This window comes from Paenibacillus sp. JZ16, assembly GCF_015326965.1.
Lineage (GTDB): Bacteria > Bacillota > Bacilli > Paenibacillales > Paenibacillaceae > Paenibacillus_AQ.
Map to the genome: position 1 here is coordinate 1,637,604 of NZ_CP017659.1, position 15,942 is coordinate 1,653,545.

Annotated in this window: 14 protein-coding genes; 2 read left to right on the plus strand and 12 right to left on the minus strand. The window is 50.5% G+C overall.

All coding sequences use genetic code 11. From position 1 onward, the window contains the following. Nucleotides 1-3 precede the first annotated feature (3 nt). The 6 genes from BJP58_RS07240 to BJP58_RS07265 form a co-directional block, all read right to left on the minus strand. Entirely contained in the window at nt 4-912 is a 909-nt protein-coding gene (locus BJP58_RS07240) for an ABC transporter permease (RefSeq protein ID WP_194543401.1), read from the minus strand. A 12-nt stretch (nt 913-924) separates the two neighbouring features. Continuing rightward, nucleotides 925-1,851, minus strand: coding sequence for an ABC transporter permease subunit (locus tag BJP58_RS07245; RefSeq protein WP_071220315.1), 927 nt, complete (start codon nt 1,849-1,851; stop codon nt 925-927). A gap of 114 nt (nt 1,852-1,965) precedes the next feature. Beyond that, nucleotides 1,966-3,555, minus strand: coding sequence for a glutathione ABC transporter substrate-binding protein (locus BJP58_RS07250; RefSeq protein ID WP_194543402.1), 1,590 nt, complete (start codon nt 3,553-3,555; stop codon nt 1,966-1,968). Nucleotides 3,556-3,649: 94 nt separating this feature from the next. Beyond that, the gene (locus BJP58_RS07255) at nt 3,650-4,654 is read right to left on the minus strand and encodes an asparaginase (RefSeq protein WP_194543403.1); all 1,005 of its coding nucleotides are present in this window, start codon (nt 4,652-4,654) and stop codon (nt 3,650-3,652) included. Between the two features lie 28 nt (nt 4,655-4,682). Continuing rightward, entirely contained in the window at nt 4,683-5,843 is a 1,161-nt protein-coding gene (locus BJP58_RS07260; protein WP_194543404.1) for an ROK family transcriptional regulator, read from the minus strand. Between the two features lie 883 nt (nt 5,844-6,726). Continuing rightward, nucleotides 6,727-6,963, minus strand: a complete 237-nt coding sequence (locus BJP58_RS07265) for a ferredoxin family protein (RefSeq protein WP_015736133.1) — start codon at nt 6,961-6,963, stop codon at nt 6,727-6,729. 292 nt (nt 6,964-7,255) lie between these two features. On the opposite strand from BJP58_RS07265, the gene BJP58_RS07270 reads away from it, so the two are divergent. Further along, a complete protein-coding gene (locus BJP58_RS07270) occupies nt 7,256-7,903 on the plus strand; it encodes a helix-turn-helix transcriptional regulator (protein ID WP_071220311.1) in 648 nt (215 codons plus the stop codon). 222 nt (nt 7,904-8,125) lie between these two features. On the opposite strand, the gene BJP58_RS07275 is transcribed toward BJP58_RS07270, so the two are convergent. Both BJP58_RS07275 and BJP58_RS07280 read right to left on the minus strand, forming a co-directional pair. Further along, the gene (locus tag BJP58_RS07275) at nt 8,126-9,211 is read right to left on the minus strand and encodes a PQQ-dependent sugar dehydrogenase (RefSeq protein ID WP_194543405.1); all 1,086 of its coding nucleotides are present in this window, start codon (nt 9,209-9,211) and stop codon (nt 8,126-8,128) included. Nucleotides 9,212-9,234: 23 nt separating this feature from the next. Beyond that, on the minus strand, nt 9,235-10,743 hold the full coding sequence (locus BJP58_RS07280) for a UDP-N-acetylmuramoyl-L-alanyl-D-glutamate--2,6-diaminopimelate ligase (protein WP_194543406.1): 1,509 nt from the start codon (nt 10,741-10,743) through the stop codon (nt 9,235-9,237). A gap of 287 nt (nt 10,744-11,030) precedes the next feature. Here BJP58_RS07280 and BJP58_RS07285 point away from each other — a divergent pair, with 287 nt between their 5' ends. Continuing rightward, entirely contained in the window at nt 11,031-11,885 is an 855-nt protein-coding gene (locus tag BJP58_RS07285; protein WP_194543407.1) for an SDR family oxidoreductase, read from the plus strand. 185 nt (nt 11,886-12,070) lie between these two features. Here the strand turns inward: BJP58_RS07285 and BJP58_RS07290 are convergent, their stop codons facing one another. The 4 genes from BJP58_RS07290 to BJP58_RS07305 all read right to left on the minus strand — a co-directional run bounded on the left by BJP58_RS07290 (nt 12,071) and on the right by BJP58_RS07305 (nt 15,927). Continuing rightward, a complete protein-coding gene (locus BJP58_RS07290; protein WP_194543408.1) occupies nt 12,071-12,811 on the minus strand; it encodes a LutC/YkgG family protein in 741 nt (246 codons plus the stop codon). Continuing rightward, entirely contained in the window at nt 12,804-14,324 is a 1,521-nt protein-coding gene (locus tag BJP58_RS07295) for a LutB/LldF family L-lactate oxidation iron-sulfur protein (RefSeq protein WP_194543409.1), read from the minus strand. Before BJP58_RS07295 ends, BJP58_RS07290 begins: the two co-directional genes overlap by 8 nt. Beyond that, entirely contained in the window at nt 14,311-15,048 is a 738-nt protein-coding gene (locus BJP58_RS07300; RefSeq protein ID WP_194544862.1) for a (Fe-S)-binding protein, read from the minus strand. The genes BJP58_RS07295 and BJP58_RS07300 overlap by 14 nt, the downstream gene beginning before the upstream one ends. 102 nt (nt 15,049-15,150) lie before the next feature. Then, complete coding sequence (locus tag BJP58_RS07305) at nt 15,151-15,927, minus strand: DeoR/GlpR family DNA-binding transcription regulator (RefSeq protein WP_071220495.1); 777 nt, start codon at nt 15,925-15,927, stop codon at nt 15,151-15,153. Nucleotides 15,928-15,942 lie beyond the last annotated feature (15 nt).

Genomic DNA, 15,942 nt, shown 5'->3' on the forward strand with positions numbered 1-15,942 from the left:
CTATTAGTTTTTGGTCTTCGGATCAAGGGCATCATTCAGTCCGTCACCGATCAGATTGAATGCAAGCACAGTCAGGAATATCAGAAGTCCCGGGTAGTACACGATATGCGGTGCAATGCTTAAGTAATCGCGTCCCATACTGAGCATAGCGCCCCAGTCCGGTTCTGTCGGTTTGGCCCCGAGTCCGAGGAAGCTTAACGAAGAAGCTGCCAGAATGGCGCCGCCGATTCGCATCGACACGTTGACGATGATGCTGGGAACCGTCTCGGGAAAAATATGCTTCCATATAATCCGGTTATGCTTGGCCCCCATCGATCTTGCCGCCTCTACATATAAAGACTCCTTCGCGGAGAGTGTTACACTTCGGATGATTCTGGCAAACGACGGTGTGCCAAAGACCGCCACCGCGATCACCACATTCGATAATCCCGGCCCCAAAATCGCTACGATTCCAATGGCAAGCAGCAGGTCAGGAAAGGAGAACATGACGTCACTGCCCCGCATAATGAGACGGTCGATCCAGCCGCCATAGTAGCCGCTGATCAAGCCGAGAATCGTACCGAGAACTGCGGATATAAATACCGCGCTTAAGCTGACCGCCATGGTTAACCGTGTTCCGTCAATCAAGCGGCTCAGGATATCGCGGCCATACTCATCCGTACCCGCCCAGTGGGCAGCCGACGGGCCTTGCATCATTGCATCGTAGTTGGGCTCATTCGGAGGATACGGAACGATATGCGGACCGATCACCGCGAGCACAAGGAGTAACAAGATAAATCCGCTTGATATTACGGCAAGCTTTTGCTTCATGAATTTAGATGTAAACGCTCTGAATTTGCCAGTTGCCTGGCTCTTTGCAAGCATATCCTCCGGCGCGGAGGAATGGACCGTCACTGTTGAATTGTTGCTCATGAGTTCCCCCTCCTATTTCGATGCATACCGGATTTTTGGATTCAGTACACCGTACAATAAATCGACAATCAGGTTAATCAGGATAAATTCGGCTGCAAACAGCAGTAAAAGCGCTTGAATGACGGTATAATCCCGGAATGCGATCGAGTCGACCAAGAGACGTCCCATGCCCGGAATACTGAATACGGTCTCAACCATAACCGAACCGCCCAGCAAAAATCCGAACTGCAGCCCTGCAACGGTTACGACCTGAATCAAGGAATTGCGCAGCGCATGCCTTCCGACAACGACGAATTCCCGCAGACCCTTCGCGCGTCCGGTCCGCACATAATCCTCGCGCATCGTTTCGAGCATCGACGTACGTGAGTATCTTGCCAGCATGGACATAATCCCGGCCCCTAGCGTAAAAGAAGGCAGAATATAGGATTGCCAGCTGTCGACACCGCCTGTTGGGAACCAACCAAGCTCAACAGAGAAAATTTGAATCAGTACAAGACCAAGCCAGAATCCTGGCAAGGAAATACCGGATATTGCAGTCAACATTCCGATATAGTCCGGCCATTTTCCGCGATTAACGGCAGATATGATACCAATGATCAGACCAATAACCAATGCCCAGCCAAGGCTGGTAAAGGTCAGGACAATGGTCGGGAAAAACCGGCTCTCCAACATGTCCGTTACCGGCAGATTGGAAGTAACAGATACACCCAAGTCACCCTTCAACAGATCACTCATGTAGTTCACATACTGCTGCCATAGCGGCAAGTTTAAGCCTAGCTGCTCTCGAATCCCGTTGATCTCCTCAAGGGTGGCATCCTTACCTGCAACAAGTCGTGCCGGATCTCCAGGAATAAGGTGAATGAACATAAATACAAGAATGGATACAACGAACAACAGCGGGATAACACCCAGCAGCCTCTGAATTGCATATCTTCCCAAAGGATGTGCCTCCTTTCAACATGCCTGCTTTTAAAATACGATGGGCCGCTTCCTTATTGATTCAAGAGGCGGCCCACCACAAGGTATACGTTTAGCAAGCTCTTCGCTGCCTGATTATTTGACTTCTGCGTTGATCACACTGATCGATCCGTCCGGAAGGGCTTTAACGCCTTCAAGATAAGCTCTCTTGCCGGTAATGACCTGATCGACCCCGAGGAATGCCCACGGAGCATCTTCCCAGATTTGCTTTTGGATGTTGGCATAGATTTCTTTTGCATCCTCAGCTTTGACGGATGCGTTGGCATCCTTGATCCATTGGTCTACATTGTCGTTCTTATAGTAAGCGGTATTGGAACCAGCCGGCGGGAAGAACTCGCTGCTGAACAGACCTTTGGTTGCGCCGTCAGCATCACCGGACGATGGTGACCAGCTTACATACCACATTTGAATTTTTGCGTTTTCCGGCGTAGCCGAGTTAATCTGATCGGACAGGGTTGCACCCTCCATCGATTTCACATCGACTTTGATTCCGACAAGAGCCAGCTGCTGCTGAATGAACTGCATGCCTTTCATCGTTTCGGAATCATTCTCTCCCCAGAGCTCTGCTTCGAATCCGTCCGGATAGCCTGCTTCCGCCAAAAGGGATTTTGCTTTCTCCAGATCGTAATCATATCCGGATTGCTCGGAATAGTGCTGTGTCATGGAAGACATGGAAGACTTCAACTTCGAGCCCAGTCCGGATTTAACTACTTTAATGTAAGCATCTTTATCAATGGCATAGTTGATGGCTTGACGAACCTTCAGATCGTCATAAGGCTTCTTCATGGTGTTGAGCGTAATATAACGAACGATCGTGGAATCGATCTTGTCAATGACGATATTGGAATCGCCTTCTACTTCGGACACCTGCTCAGTCGGCATAGGATAAATGAAGTCCGCTTCGCCCGTTTTCAGCATCGCGATCCGGGAACCGTTCTCCGGTACCGGTTTGAACGTAATGCTGTCGACCTTCGGAAGACCTTCTTGCCAGTAATCCTCATTCTTTACAACAACAAGGCGGTCACCTTGAATCCATTCCTTGAACTTGTATGCTGCCGTACCTACAGGATTCTTCGTGATGTCAGCACTTTCTTTGAGCGCTTTCGGGCTGATCATCAGCGCCATCGCAGTCTTGTTCAAGAAAGCATTGTACGGCTGGCTAAGGGTGATGACAACCGTGTGGTCATCCGGAGTTTGAACATCGGCGACGGCAGAGAAGCTTTTACGCATTCTAAGGTTGTTCTTTTCATCCCTAATGCGATCCAGGTTGGCTTTTACGGCTTCTGCGTTGAAATCCGTTCCATCATGGAACTTCACGTTCTGGCGCAAATTGAATGTGTACGTCAGGCCGTCTTCACTGATCTTGTAGTCTTCAGCCAGTACAGGAACGAGTTCCATCTTCTCGTTGAAGCCCATCAAACCTTCGTACATCGTGCGTGCACCGGAAATGGAGTGCGTGTCTCCAGCATTGTGAGGGTCAAGCGTAATGAAGTTGGCGTTAATCGCAATGACAACATCTTTGTTATCTTTTGTCACCGGCTTGGTCTCGCCGCCGCCTTCACTTGCCCCTTTGCCGCTTCCGCTGTTTCCGCCGCAGCCTGCCGCAACAATCGTAAATGCGAGCAGCAGCATGAGCAGTGACCATGTTCTACCTTTGAATCTCATTGTTTTACTCCCCCTTTGATGTAGTGAATATCTATAGATTCACTCGCCGCTTCAGCATAGAACATCCTGCCGATCGCCTTGAGTTCCTCACAGCTTAAACATTCCATTCGTACACCGCGCGTCGTTTCCCAACCAGCGTGCCGCCATCATTGAAAATCTCATTCGGAACCAGCGCATACAAGCGGTCGATCGTAGACTGATCGCTGTAACCCAGGCGCTCCAGAATAGAAGCGATGATGCATGGCCAGACTTGCTCGGAGCCATCGGACACTTTAAGCGAGATCGCCAAGCGTTCTTTCCGAAGACCGATGCCGTACACGCCCTTGGCGCCGCCCTTGGCAGTCAGATTGTGGTCCCGGAGCAAGGCAGAGCACACAAACTTGGTGTCTGCAATGATATCCGGATACTCATTCATCCGTTTTGCCATTCTGGCAGCTGCTTCCGCCGTCTCTGCGTCCTCGATCAAATCCGGGCAAGCCAGCTTAAGGAAGCTGTATCCGATACGGTCCAGCGGAAGCGCGAAGATGGGAAGGCCACAGCCGTCAATGCCTTGCGGGATCGAGGAAACTGGAACCTCGGCAAAATAAGCCAGCGTCTCAATGATTTCTTGTTGAACCGGATGCTCCGGCTTGTAATACGTGCTCTCATCCCAGCCCATATGCTTACATAGGGCAATCAAGCCGCTGTGCTTGCCCGAGCAGTTATGGAAGATCCGACGCTTGTCCTCATGATCCCGATGGCGCTGCGCCTTGGCATCCTCGTTCAGTGGATAAGTTGCGCAGCAGTGAAGCGCTTCTTCCTGAATCCCGGTTTTCTTCAAAATAGATTCCAGTGCATCAATGTGGAAGCTTTCACCACGGTGGGAAGCGGCAAACAACGCCGTTTCTTCCCCTGTTAGTCCGTACACTTCGTCAATCCGGCGTTTCATCACAGGTATGGCTTGGAACGGCTTAGCCGCCGATCTCAGAAAAGTCATATGATGCGGATCCCCCGCTGCGTAAACCACATTACCGTTCTCGTCTACAACACTGATCGCTCCGTAGTGGATGTTCTCCAGTACATTCCCGCGATATTCCTCTACTAATGGCACAAATCCCATGATGTTGCTCCCCCGATCTCCAGATGAATTAATTCAGTTGAAAATAACGATCCTGCGCGACAAGTCCCGATCCGATGATGACCCCATGCTCGTGAAGCTCGGAGCGGACAATCGTAAAGGAATCCTGAAGCGGTTCCCAGATATACTGTGAGTAGCACAGATCGGTGATCTCTTCGTAAACTTCAGGGAACTTGTCCAGGATCTCGCCGCTCAATATGACGCTGTCCGGATTATACATGCTGACGACGTTATTAATCGTAATCGCCATATACGCAAGGGCTCTATCGATTAAATAGGTCGCCCATCGTGTTCCAGCCCGTCTTTCCGCGAACAGTTCCTCAATCGTACGAACGGGTTTAATCTTGCTGGCTTCCGACAACAAGGACGGTATATTGATATAGGTTTGGAGGCAACCGGCTTTTCCGCAGTCGCACATCATACCTTCAGGGTCCACCGTCGTGTGTCCGATTTCCCCTGCGCTGTTGGTCACCCCGCGGTAAATCTCCCCTTCCAGGATCAGTGCTGAGCCTACGCCATTACCGAACCCAAGGAGGACCGTCCGGTTGGAGCCGTATGCCGATCCCTTAAGCTGCTCCGCCAATGCCTTTACCTTCAGCTCATTGTCTACGACCGATTGAAGCCCGGTTAATTCCTTGAGCCTCTCGGCAAGCCTCACATTCTTCCAACCAAGCTGTACCGAGAAATTGACCACGCCGGCATCAACATCGATGATGCCCGGCAGTCCCACGCCAATCCCTACCACCCGTCTGCGATCGATATCGCATTCCGAGATGAGTTCTTCAATGGTGTCCGCAATTCGGGCTACCGTGGCTTCTGCCGTATCCTCCGGCGATCTCGGAAAACTGCCGCTGCACAATACACTTCCCTGAACATCGATGAATCCAATATTGGCTTGATGGCGATCAAGCTCAACGCCTATCGAGATGACCGCCGTATCCAGCAGTTTGATTAAGGAGGACTTTCTTCCGCGCCCGGCCGAGGCTTGTTCTTCTGTTTCGTGAACGTACCCTTCTTCCGTCAGCTCCGATACGATCCGGCTGACCGTTGTCGGACTCATTCCCGTCTGTTTGGCAATAGCTGCTCTTGAAATCGGCTGTTCGTTCTTGATGATTTGGAATACTGTGAGTCTGTTCTGCCGCTTCATAAAGTCTTGATCATGCTTTTTCATGAAGACATCCCCTATTTAATTTCACCAGTAGATTAATAAGATCATTTTTTTAAATAAAACGATCCGAAATCATCAAAAAACCGTGATTATTATCAAATTTATTATTTTCATTCTCCAGTGATATTAATAATAAAACGTATTTTGTAAATGTGTCAATATATATGACACATTTAAATTATTATTTTTTTGTTTCTGGAAATGTAAGTGTTTCACTATTTTGCGAAAGAAATTCAATCTCGTGTATACATACAAATGGCCACGCTGCGCGCACAATATGACATCAACTTGACGCAGAATCTTCTAAAATGTAGATAACACCGCCCTTTCAACTCATGAATAAAGCCACCCAAGAAAAGAATGATTGGAACATTCCCCATCCCGGATAGCTTCAATAGAGGAAATGTGTCATATTTCCGGTAGGGTTCTAGGTTTCGGGTGCTTCCTTGGCATGATCCGCCCATAACGAATTAAACCACCCGAGAAATTAATTCGAGGGGGCCTCGAATATCCCGGATGGCTTATGTATGGAGAACACGTATTTTGATTAACGCATGAGCGCAGCTTAAACATCGCTCTATTTTCCAACTATTAATGGTAGCCGCTTTTAATTGATCACATATAGATTTAATTGCTCGTAAGCCTTGCTCTTCTATTTTAGTCATTGAATCTTTAATCTCTTATCTTTAGTCTTTTGATCTTTCTTCTTGTTCTTTACCACCCAGCGGAGGTTTGAGGATAGCCGATCCTTTGGGAGTCCGTTTCTACCTTGCCTATTTCCATTCCCGAAACGGACGGACAACAGAGCGGATAGACTCAAACCGGAGCGTCTGGATAGACTCAAACCGGAGCGCCCGCTAGACTCAAACCGGAGCGCCCGAGCACCCTACTTGTTCTTGTAATATTCAACCGCTTTATCGAAATAATGCTTCTGGTCTTCCGGCAGATCCTCAAAATAGAAAATGGCCGCCACCGGACAAGCCGCTTCGCAAGCCCCGCAGGAGATACAAATATCGGTATCGATGTAGAACTGGTCATCTCCTTCTTCTATACAATCCACAGGGCAAACGTCAACGCATTCTCCCGCTTTCTCTTCGATACAAGCTGACCCAATAACATACATCCGTCATTCCACCTTCCCGAGTGTAATAATTAATTCTTTCAATCTTTCGACTGGCTATCATTGCAAAAGCTCAATCTTCATCCATTCCTTGTTTTCTATACTTTTTATACTAAAATATATCGTAATTATGTGGTTAATCATGCCAATTGTCAATAAACCGCGTGATGATCGCCTCAAAAACTGCCATTCCGGTTGACTTATAGAAGGTAAAGACATAAGATGAGACATATTGCTTTTTAACCTTTTTAGTTGAAAAAGAAAGCATTCATCGAGAAACAAGGCGGTGATTATAGTGGATCAAGAAGTCGCATACAGTACCCGCGAGTATATCATGCAAATGTTAAAAATAAATGGTGAACTCAGCACAAAATCCATAACCGAGGCACTGGGAATAACAGGCATGGCCGTCCGGCGCCATCTGGAAAGCTTGAAGAGTGAGGGTTACATCACCTATCGAACCGTGAAACAGCCGATGGGAAGACCCGTCTCCTTATACAGCCTTACGGAATCCGCAGAGGATTTTTTCCCTAAGAACTATCATGCGCTTGCACTCGATCTGCTGAACGAGCTGCAGGATGAGGCCGGTGACGAAATGATTTCACGGCTGTTCGACAAGCGTAAGGATACATTGCTAAACAAGTATACGCCTACGGTGAAAGCCGATGCTCTAGAAGATCGGGTTGCTGCCCTTGCTCAGATTCAGAATGACAACGGATATATGGTGGATTACAAAAAAGTCACCGAGGAAGAATATCTCCTCGAGGAATTAAATTGCCCTATATCCCAGGTAGCCAACCGGTTCCAACACGCATGCCGCTGTGAGCTTGACCTGTTTCAATCCTTGCTGGAAGCGGATGTGGAACGCACCGAGTGCCTTGCCAAGGGCGACAAAAAATGTGTATACCGTATTCGAAAACAAACCGAAGCCAAGCAAACATAATATCTGTTATTGCCACATCAGGCTCCTTCCATACGGGAAGGGGTCTTTTTTGTAAAGAGATGAGAATGTATAGACTTCAGTGGCTTACCCACCTTATCTCGCAAGAAAAACTTCCGCTATATGCGGTCTGTCTTCTGAGAAAGTACGTCGATAGACGTTTTTCTTAGTGTACTTGTCCTATATCTATTCTCTTAAATCGCAAGACATGTGCAATTCTTTGAATTATTTCAGCACCAGCAGTCGATCATCCTGATCGGAAGGCACACCCCGGCCATCCGTATTGTTGGTAATGACATAGGTTTTGCCGTCATGGACTTTGACGTCCCTTAATCTGCCTTCACCTTCCAATACGACCTCAAGCGAGGCGTTCTCCGGCCGAAATTGGTACAACATCTGGCCGCGAAGAGTCGCCACGTACAAACGGTCCTGCTCATCAAAAGCGATGCCGGAAGGTGCGATTGCCGTTTCCCCGCTATGGTAAATCGGGAGCTTCATGCCTTCTAACCTATCATCGCCATAGATCTCGGGCCAGCCGTAATTGCTGCCGGCCGTGATCTCATTAATCTCATCGTGTCCGCCAGGCGTACCTGACGGTCCATGCTCTGAGCTGTACAATTCACCTTCCGAATTCCAGGCCAAGCCCTGCGAATTCCGATGACCTAGCGTATAGACATAAGAGCCTGCAGTCGGATTATCCGGGGGGACCTTGCCATCCAGCGTCAATCGCAAGATTTTGCCTGCTAGACTTTCCTGGTTTTGCGCAAGCTCTCCCTCTCCCGAATCTCCAGTCGTTACGTAGAGCATATCATCGGGTCCGATTGCAATTCTGCCTCCGTTATGCACATTAGAGCCGGGAATACGCTCCAGGAAGACTTGCGACTCTGTCCATTGATTCCCGTCCTGCTTCAAAAGGACCAACCGGTTCATAACCTTTCCATCCTGATCATAGGTGTGGTAGGCATAGGCCTTGCCGGAATCCTGAAAATCCGGGGCTAACGCAAAGCCCAGGAATCCGCCTTCTCCTTGATGGGCAACCGGCTTCTCCGTTTGTACCGACTGCCTGGTTAATGTGCCATCCTTGATCTGAGCGATGTTTCCTTCCCGCTCGCTGACATATATCGTATCGCCGTCAAAATCGATCGACCAAGGTGTCCTCAACTGCTCTGCAAGCACATGGTACGAGGAATCGATTTTCTCTTCCCGGTGGTCTTCCTGCCTCCCTTCTTCCTTAGCAGGCGGAGACTGTGTACAAGCAGCGAGAAGCAGTATAATCGCGGTTAACGCAGCGCCAAGTCCCTTTCGTTTCATAATCCAGCACCTCCCGGGTAATTTTATAGCTCCGGTGTCATCATCTGGATGCCGTGCTCCATGTCCTGTAATGAACGCATCACAATATCCTCATCGCTAAACGATTCGATCTGGCTGCCTGCTACATAACGGGTCTCATGGCCTCGTCCGGTAATAATGATCCTGTCCTCGTCACCAGCCAATTCCACAGCTCGTTGAATGGCTTCTTTACGGTTCAGGATAACCTCCCAATTCCCTGCCTCATGCGAGGTTAGGCCTCCCAGCATCTCAGCCATAATCTGCTCAGGATCCTCCGAGAACGGATTGTCCGTCGTGAACAACACATAATCCGCATATGAAGCTGCAATGTCCGCCATGATCGGACGTTTTAACCGATCTCTTTCGCCCCGGCAGCCCATCACGCATATCATTTTGCCTGGCGTAATTTCCTTGGCCGATTGCAAAGTTGCCTTAAGTCCATCCGGATTATGCGCATAATCTACAACCACGCGAAATCTTCGTCCCGTTTCTATTTCTTGAAATCGTCCATGAACCCCTGCAAATTGTTGTAGACTTCTGCAGATTTCTTCAAGCGGTATCCCTTCCAGCAAGCAAGTGGTCATGGCGGCAAGCGCGTTATACACGTTGTGAACTCCATGCACCTTCAGACTGAAGTCACCGTGTCCCCATGGCGTTTCTACATGAAACTTGCAGCCGTCCGGCATATTTTGAATATGCGTTGCCCGAACATCAGCCTCGTTACGAATGCCATAGGTTACGATCTGTGCGGATGTACGTTTTGCATAATAGGATGATGCTTCATCGTCCGCATTCAGGATCGCCTTCTTCAGCATGTCACGATTACTGTTGCCCAGCTGGGTGAACAACAGCTCCTTCGTATTGCGATAGCTCTCCATATTCTGATGAAAGTCCAGATGATCATGCGACAAATTCGTAAAAACCACGGTTTGAAAATCGCATCCGCGCACTCTCCCCATATTCAATCCGTGCGAGGACACCTCCAATACGGCATAGGTTCCGCCATGGGTGACCATCGTGTGAAAATAACGCTGCAGCTGGATCGTATCCGGCGTGGTATTCAGCGTTTTCTCCATATGATCTCCGATCTTCATATACAGTGTGCCAATGATGCCCGTTTTGCGGTGAGCGTCGTTCAGTATCTTTTCTACCATGTGGGTTGTCGTTGTCTTGCCGTTTGTCCCGGTAATTCCGATCAGTTTCAATTGCTGCGTGGGATCTCCGAAAAAGGCGTTTGCGAGAATCGGCAGAATTCTTCTGGTATCCGGTACCGTTATATGTGTAATATTTCCTGGTAGTCCCGGCAGCTCCCGTTCAGCCACAATGGCAACAGCGCCGTTACGTATCGCCTGACGGGCATAGTCATGACCGTCCACGTGAAAGCCTGGAACACAGACGAACAGGCCGCCAGGCCGAATCTCTCTTGAATCTGTATCCAGGTTCGTGATATCCACAGAAGTACTGCCCGTTATCGTCTTAAGAATCAGCCGCTCCGTCAGTGATTTCAGAATCATGTCAGGTTCCTCATCTCGTGATGTAATCAAAATCCCAGGGTCAGGTGGCAGTGTGATATATAAGATGTAGAATTGACGACTATGTATCGTTTTAACCAGCATTTCTTATTAACCTAACCAAGCAAGGGCATTCTGAAACAAGAATGTGATGACTGGAAGTGTTAACCATGTTACGCTGGAAGTAAGCGGTTGCAATTTTTGGAATGGTTGATGCAGCCTGCTGAATATAGGACGCGGGACGAGAACCCGCTCCGTTATTCCATATCTGCTTGAAAGGAGAACCATCGATGGGACCGTTCACGGACGATTTGCTTCAAAATAAAGTTGTATTGATCACGGGAGGCGCCACGGGCCTTGGTCGGGCCATGGGAGAGAAGTTCGCGCAGCTTGGCGCTAAACTGGCCATATGCGGACGCCGGGAGGAAGTTCTTCAGCAGACCGCAGAAGAATTAAAACAGCTAGGCTGCGAAGTATGGTACAAAAGCTGCGACGTTCGAGACCCTGCGCAGATATCGGCTCTTGTTGATGCGGCAGAGCAGCATTATGGAGGTATTGACGTACTTGTCAACAACGCAGCCGGGAACTTCATCAGCCCCACCGAGCGCCTCTCTCCTCGGGCTGTAGATGCCGTGCTGAACATCGTGCTGCACGGCACCTTCTACGCAACACTTGAAGTCGGTAAACGCTGGATTGAGCAGGGCAAAAGCGGAACAATGCTCAACATCGTCACAACATATGCTTCAACAGGCTCTGGCTATGTGGTCCCTTCTGCAGCCGCAAAAGCGGGCGTGCTTGCGCTGACTCGTTCACTCGCGGTGGAATGGGCCCCTTACGGGATCCGACAAGTTGCGATCGCCCCGGGTCCATTCCCGACTGAAGGCGCATGGTCAAGATTATCGCCCACGCCGGACCTGGAGCAAAAGATGATCGACCGCATCCCCCTAAAGCGCGTAGGGGATGCAGAGGAATTAGCTAATCTCGCCGCGTATCTCATTTCCGATTATGCCGGTTATATTAATGGTGACGTGATCACCATCGATGGCGGCGAATGGCTTCAAGGTGCGGGACAATTCAACGACCTGGCGGAAGTGACCCATGAGCAATGGGATCGGCTGGCCGAACTGACACGCAGGGGCAAATAACCCCATACTTAAGAGAACCATCTATCGACGTGCTTCCACAGTTGACAGATTGCATTCAGAGGAAACTTAAAGATTATCAGTTTAACTGCAAACTTATACATTCCCTCATCTTAAATTAGCCCCAAGCCAGTGAGCATGCCGTAACTGCTCTTGCTTGGGGCTAATCCTGTAACCTGTGTTATTCGTTAATTCTCATAGGAATCGACCAGCAGGGCGTACACGATGCCTGGCCCGTGAACGCCAATCGTAAGATCGTTCTCGATATCGGCGGAACGGCTCGGGCCCGAGATGAAATGGATTCCCGCTGGCAGCTGCTCGCGTCCGGCCTGATCAAACTGAACCAGAATCTCGCCTAGTCGGGTAACCATTCGCTCTATTGGAATGATGGCTATCAACACGGTCGGCAGCAGGCTGACCGAACGTCCTTTATGCGGGGCTGATTTCACCGTAATCGAACCGGTGTAAGCCGCAGCATAATCCGCCATGACGACACCAAAATCAGCTCTGGCAGCGACTGCCCTCCAGTTCGTGTCCGCTGCCTCATTCCAGGAGAGAACAAGCGCCTCCGGCAAGCTCTCTTCCAGCCCCAGGCGGTCCAGCGCGTCTTCCTGCTGACGAAGAATCGTAGCCGCACTCATCTCCATCGCTTTGTCCCTAATAAACCGGCTGACCTCTTCGCGGTGGCTCAGCCTTACCACATGGCCTCCTGCCGCTTCAAAGTTGGCGGTAAACTGCGTAATCCTCTCCTCAAGCGGCCACTCAAACTCATTCCAGAAATCGGGGGCACCGCGGAAAGGATGCTCCGGAGCGGTGCGAACCCGGTTTCTGCCCAGCTTCGCGGCAATTCCATCCATGAACTGCTCCTGCTTCTTGCGAGACTGTTCTTCAAGACGGTCCAGCCAGCTGCGATCGTTTTCGTTAGTCATGGGCCTTCTCCCCCTTTCCGAACTTCTGCTGCTGAAGCCGCTCCTTCAATCGGTTGGCGATTTCAGGGTCCATTGTCCCGGAGGTTCCGCGAATATCCTGCTCCATCCCCGGCCATCGGTCACGGAAGGATTGCTTGGGGAGACTTGGGGTTACCCTGTATGAATTCCACCCCTTCAAAGGTCCGATCCGCGTTCGAATCTCCCCGCCTCGAACCACCAATTTCTGGCCCCACTTTCCGAGGGATACCACGCTGCGATAACGCTTGGCATTCCCCATAATCGCGGAGAAGCCCTTCATTCCCATCGCTTCCAGCTTGTCGCCGCGCCCGGCTTCAATCTTCCGGCGGCGCAGGGATACCAGCATATCATGCAGCGGAATCTTCACGGGGCATGCTTCATAACAGGCGCCGCACAGGCTGGATGCGTTGGCAATATCGTCCCATTCCGCGACGTTCTTGTTCAAGGCAGGCGTTAATACGGCACCGATTGGGCCGCTATACGTCCCCCCATAAGCGTGCCCGCCAATATGGCGATATACGGGACAGGCATTCAGGCAGGCGCCGCAGCGTATACAGTTAAGCAGCTCCTGGAATTCGGGGTCCCCGAGCTGAAGAGAACGGCCGTTATCAATGATGATAATATGCATCTCGTCCGGTCCATCGGCATCCAGTTCTCTCTTCGGACCACTGATACCGGACATGTATACTGTCAGTTTCTGACCGGTCGCTGAACGCGGCAGCAAGGTAGCCATGACTTCGAGATCCGCCCATGACGGAATAATCCGCTCCATGCCCATCAGGGTAATCTGTGTCTTTGGCACCGTCGTCACCATGCGGGCATTGCCTTCATTCTCGAACAAAACCATCGAGCCCGTCTCGGCGATCGCAAAATTACACCCCGTCATGCCAATGTCCGCTTCAAGGAATTTCTCTCGCAGCTTCATGCGGACAAAACCTGCCATAATCGCCGTATCGGGCGGCAGTGTTTCGCCTGCCTCTGCGGACAACAGCTCCGCAATTTGGTAACGGTTCTTATGAATGGCCGGAATGATGATATGAGAAGGCGTTTCATCCGCCAGCTGAATAATATACTCGCCGAGATCCGTTTCGACGGCCTCCACTCCGATCGAGTCGAGCGCCTTGTTCAGATGCAGCTCCTCGGACACCATTGATTTTGATTTCACGACGGACTTGGCCGACTTATGCTCTGCGATTTGCAGAGAGATCGCGACCGCCTCTTCCGCCGTCTCCGCAAAATGGACATGGGCTCCGTTCGCCCTGGCCTGCTCAGCAAATTCATTCAAGTAATAATCCAGGTGAGCGATAGTATGGAGCCGGATTTGGCGTCCCCGTTCCCTCCACGCATCCCAGTTGCCATGCTCCTCAGACGCAAGCTTTTTGCCGAGCCGCAGCCGCTCTGTCGTAAACTTCACCGCATTGCGCAGAAAATCATTATTGAGAGCGTAACCTGCACGTTCCTTAACCGTTTGCGCTTTCGATTCAGCTGTGCTCATGTACGCTCACCCCCTCATACAACAGCTCGGCCAAATGCTTGACCTGAACCTTCTCGCCCCGATGTCGCAGATTGCCGGCAATATTCATAAGGCAGGCCATATCGAGACCGACAAGCACGGACGCCTCGGTCTCCAGCACATGATCGCTTTTCTCTGTGACCATCGCCCCCGAAATGTCCGCCATTTTCACGGCAAACGTTCCGCCGAACCCGCAGCAATCCTCGGCGAATGGCAAGGGAACCAGTTCCAGTCCCTTGACTTGGCTAAGCAGTTTCATTGGCTGCTCCTTCACCCCGAGAAGGCGGCTTCCGTGGCAGGATGGATGATAGGTTACCTTGTGCGGATAGACGGCGCCAACATCGGACACGCCCAGCACGTCGACGAGGAATTGCGTAAACTCATAGCATTTGGATTGAAGCGCTTTCGCTTTATCCAAGTATAAGGGATCGTCCTTGAACAAATCCGGATAATGATGAATCATATACGTGCAGGAGCCGGAAGGAGACACAACAAAGTCGCTATCGTCAAAAGCGTCCAGAATCGTCTTGGCACTGATGCGAGCATCATCCCAATAACCACTATTGTAGGCCGGTTGGCCGCAGCAGGTCTGGATTTCCGGAAATTCCAGCTGCACGCCGTACCTTGCCAGCAATCTTGCCATCGATTCAGCTACCCGCGGGAACAAGGCATCGCTGAGACAAGTGACAAATAATGAAATCTTCAACATCTTCACCCCGCTAATCATCAGGATATGGACCGAAGAATCGGCCTCTAGCAAGAACCCCCGAACGGGGGATTCCATGTTGATATGTTATAGAAGCTTGCTCTATACAGATTCGATCTTGATGCCCAATGCTCGATAAGGTGCCGCTTCCTCTTCCGTCAATCTCCGATCGGTAATGATCAGATTCACTTGGGATAGATCGGCAACCTGCGCAAAAGCCTGCGTGCCGAATTTGCTGGCATCGGCAAGCAGAATGGTCTCATCTGTCATTCCGATCATTTTATGCTTGATTCGCGCCTGAAGCTCATTGGATTCGCTAAGGCCCCGCTCGATATGCACACCCTTGCAGGATAGAAAGGCCTTATCCACGTAGTAAGCATCCAGCGAGCGTTCCGCAAGCGGACCTACAAAGGACAGGGAACGATGAGCCAGAATGCCGCCTGTGGAGATCACCTGAACCCTCTCCTTGGTGCTCAGCTCCGCAGCCACCTTAATCGAATTCGTCAGCACGGTAATCGGAATATCCGGTATGATTTTTGCCATGTACCAAGCCGTAGAGCTTGCATCCAGCAGGATGCGATCATTCGGATGGATTCGCTTGACCGCTTCCTCCGCGATCCGCTGCTTCTCCAGCGCATGCATGATTTCCCGCTCAGCATACGGTATTTCCGGCTGCGACCGCTGAATTTCCGGTTGATCCTTCACGCTAACCGCTCCGCCATGGGAACGGCGCAAGCGCCCTGCTTGCTCCAGCCTGTCAAGATCGCGGCGAATCGTTTCTTCCGTTACACCGCAGAGCTGACTCAGCTCGGAGACTCGGATGCTCCCTCTTTCGTTGACCAACTGTACTATTTTCTCATATCGTTCTGCAACCAGCATCATACCGCCCATCCT